Genomic DNA, 2974 nt, shown 5'->3' on the forward strand with positions numbered 1-2974 from the left:
GGAACTAAAGGCACGAAAATACTGGTACCAGGTCAAAGAGATCAAGATCAAAGTGATCCTCCATAACCTAACGAAGGCAGTACAAACAGTCGTGATTGTCGTTGTCTGGAAGGAATTCAACAGAGCCTTGAAAACGTAATTGAATTGGATTCTCAAAATGCAATGGGATGGGCTTTCCCAGCGCGCTTTTATAGGATGTTATGTTTAATTAAAATTCATAATAGCGCCGTAACTTCAGGTAATAGTTCAAATCTATCGGAAGCAATTAATCAGTATATTATTGACCTATATCCTATTATCTTACAAATAAATGGATTTGAAAAAGAAATAGATGAACTGATTTGGCTGATTAATAATAGGCAAGTTCCTACATTCATCAATGGTTTCGTGGATTTTTGCTTTAAGCACTGTAATGAAATATTGAATTTTATCGAGCCGAATGAAGTGTTTAGTGCACGAGAACCCGAGAAAAAATGGTTCTTTCAAAAATAATTATCCTCTCAGTTCCATTTGAGGCTCTCGCAAGCATTCTCATCCCCATCACTCTCCAATCGATAAGCGCCTCCTTTCCCGGCGACATGCAGTAGTCATAGCATTCCTGCGCACCGACATAGTGATCGGAGAAGCGGCCTTCTTACCTACTTCGCGTTATGTTAAGGGACTTCGCCAAATGTGAACAGGGTTATCCCAAAATCCTTTTGCCGGGAGGGGGACACCCCCTCCCGATCCCTCCCCCGCGTGGCGATAGCCGGTGGGAAGCCGTTTTATCCATCTTGCCACGGATAAGGTTCAGATGATAGAACCACTGAAGAGAGGTGTTCCGATAAGGATACACCGGAGGCTCCCCGGATCTTTTTGGAGGGGTTCCTTGAGGACGGGGGCGCCCTTCACGCCCTCTCTTCCAGGTGGACCTTCAACCCCTCGTTGTCGACCGTCGTCGCGATCGCGACCCGGAGGCCGGCATCGGCGAGGATCGCTTTCACCTCATCCTCGGGGCGGTCGGTGATGACCGCAATGGAGGGGCCGACCGAACTCATTCCGACGAACTCGAGGCCGGCGTCCCGGAGCGCCGCCATGTATCGGTAGATCTCAAACCCGTGGTGCTCCACCTCTGCGCGCTTTGAGCCGCGGAACTCGATCTCCCAGATGACGTCGCCGATCTTTGCGAGATCTCCCCGCTCCAGCGCCGGGATGAGGTCCATCAGGATGAGGTAGGACTTCAGTTCGCGGTCACGGTAGTCGAGAGTCCGCGCTTTGTTCATCAGGAGATCGAACTCCTTCTCCCCCGCCGATGAGGTCGTGGAGGTCGGAATGACGATGTAGACCTTTTTGCCATCGGCAAACGCATGCCGGTAGATAAGCGTCAGTTCATCGCCCATCACCGCCATACCGCCGTACGTGCTCGCGGCCGGCCCGACACCGGTCTCGAACCCGAACGCGACATTCCCGATCTCCGTCTCCTCGACGTAGTTGCTGCCGATGAGGACCCTGAGCTGGTCGCGGCTCAGCGGCGAACCCACTGCGGTATTGAGGGCGTTCGCGACGGCGACCAGGATGGTGCTCGTCGATCCGAGTCCCACGTGCTCGTGCTGGTGGTCGCGTGCACGGATCCTAAAACCGCCCTCATAACCGACGACCTTCCGGAAGACTTCCACAAAATGCCGAATGATCGGCTCACGAGCATAGTCGATCTCGATACCGGACTTTGTGCATTCGACCTCGGCGGTACAGTAGACCCCGATCGCAAAGCCGATCCCGCCGCCTCCGGGGCGGTCCGGGGAGAACCGGTTCATGTCGAGCACGGTGAGGTGGATCCGCGCTGGAGCGCGGACGACGACGGTCCCGGAGACCGGCGTGAGCCGGTAGTCTTTCATGAGTCCGCACGGGCGGATATGCTCGCCGGGTGAGAAGGAGGTGAACTCGTACTCGACGAGATCCAGATCCCCTCCCCGGATCTTCATGGTGGGCATGTTGCAGTTAGTGTGCGCGGTCAAAGAAGATATTCTTTCCAGATGCCCGGAGCGGAATGCCGTAGGCGACGCCGCAGCCGTCCAGCCACCCGAGCGCGAGAGCGCCGATCCCGGCCGAGTACATGACCCGGTTGTCGACGTTGTGGATGCTTGCGGTCTTCACCGCAGAACCGATGGCGATCCCGAGATCAGCCATCCGAACAGCGCAGTTCGGGCCGCGGAAGGGGGCGGCCTGCGGTTGCTTCTGTGCGGCAAGCATCTCCGCGCAGGTTGCGTAGCCGCACGCGCCGCAGTCGAGACCTACGGCGTCGTTGTAGATCGACCCGACAAGAAGGCACGCGTCGCTTGACGCGACGTTCTCCGCATCCCTGATGATGAACGCCGCGTTGTACTGCTTGCCTAACTTTCGCATAGCTTCTGCAAGCGTATTCAGTTCCTCGCCGGCGACGACCATCGTCTTGATGACGTCGATCCCGCGTGCTTTCGGGGCTGTGCGTGCAGACAGCGCCATCAATCCGGCAACCATCTTAACAGCGTCTGAATCAGAGAACATACGAGTACGTTGGACCTGCCAAAAATAAGGGTATGCCCAACTCCCCGGGGCATCGATACTTTTTTCCAAACGTCGACCGAAAGGCGGGACTGCCATGGCACAGAAACGTACCGAGAAGGCTACCTTCGGCGCAGGGTGTTTCTGGGGCGTCGAGGAGACGTTCCGGCGCGTGCCCGGCGTCGTCGATACGGCGGTGGGGTTCATGGGCGGCACCCTCGAGAACCCGACATATCGTGACGTCTGCACCGGGAGAACCGGGCACGCGGAGGTCGTCCAGGTGACCTACGATCCTGACGAGGTCTCATACCGCGATCTCCTCACAGTCGTGATGGGAATGCCGGTCCGACTAAAAAATACATCAATCAATTCTTCAAAATGCATACAAACACCACCTGAGAAAAAACCAAAAAGTTTTTCCTTGTTCGATAGATATGAACGCTCATTCAATGAC

3 protein-coding genes and 1 pseudogene are annotated in these 2974 nt (G+C 55.5%); 2 read left to right on the top strand and 2 right to left on the bottom strand.

Features of this window, described 5'->3' with window-relative positions:
- Positions 1 to 139: pseudogene (locus MCUTH_RS12020) on the top strand (IS5/IS1182 family transposase); the annotation flags it as partial.
- 748 nt (positions 140 to 887) lie between these two features.
- On the opposite strand, the gene MCUTH_RS11235 reads toward MCUTH_RS12020, so the two are convergent.
- Positions 888 to 1970: a GHMP family kinase ATP-binding protein gene (locus MCUTH_RS11235; protein WP_066958878.1), complete on the bottom strand. Its 1083-nt coding sequence runs from the start codon at positions 1968 to 1970 to the stop codon at positions 888 to 890.
- Between the two features lie 7 nt (positions 1971 to 1977).
- Positions 1978 to 2523: a ferredoxin domain-containing protein gene (locus tag MCUTH_RS11240; protein WP_066958879.1), complete on the bottom strand. Its 546-nt coding sequence runs from the start codon at positions 2521 to 2523 to the stop codon at positions 1978 to 1980.
- 94 nt (positions 2524 to 2617) lie between these two features.
- On the opposite strand from MCUTH_RS11240, the gene MCUTH_RS11480 reads away from it, so the two are divergent.
- Positions 2618 to 2974: peptide-methionine (S)-S-oxide reductase (locus MCUTH_RS11480; protein ID WP_161937591.1), on the top strand; the 357-nt coding region annotated here is incomplete at its 3' end.

The organism is Methanoculleus thermophilus, assembly GCF_001571405.1.
Taxonomy (GTDB): domain Archaea; phylum Halobacteriota; class Methanomicrobia; order Methanomicrobiales; family Methanoculleaceae; genus Methanoculleus; species Methanoculleus thermophilus.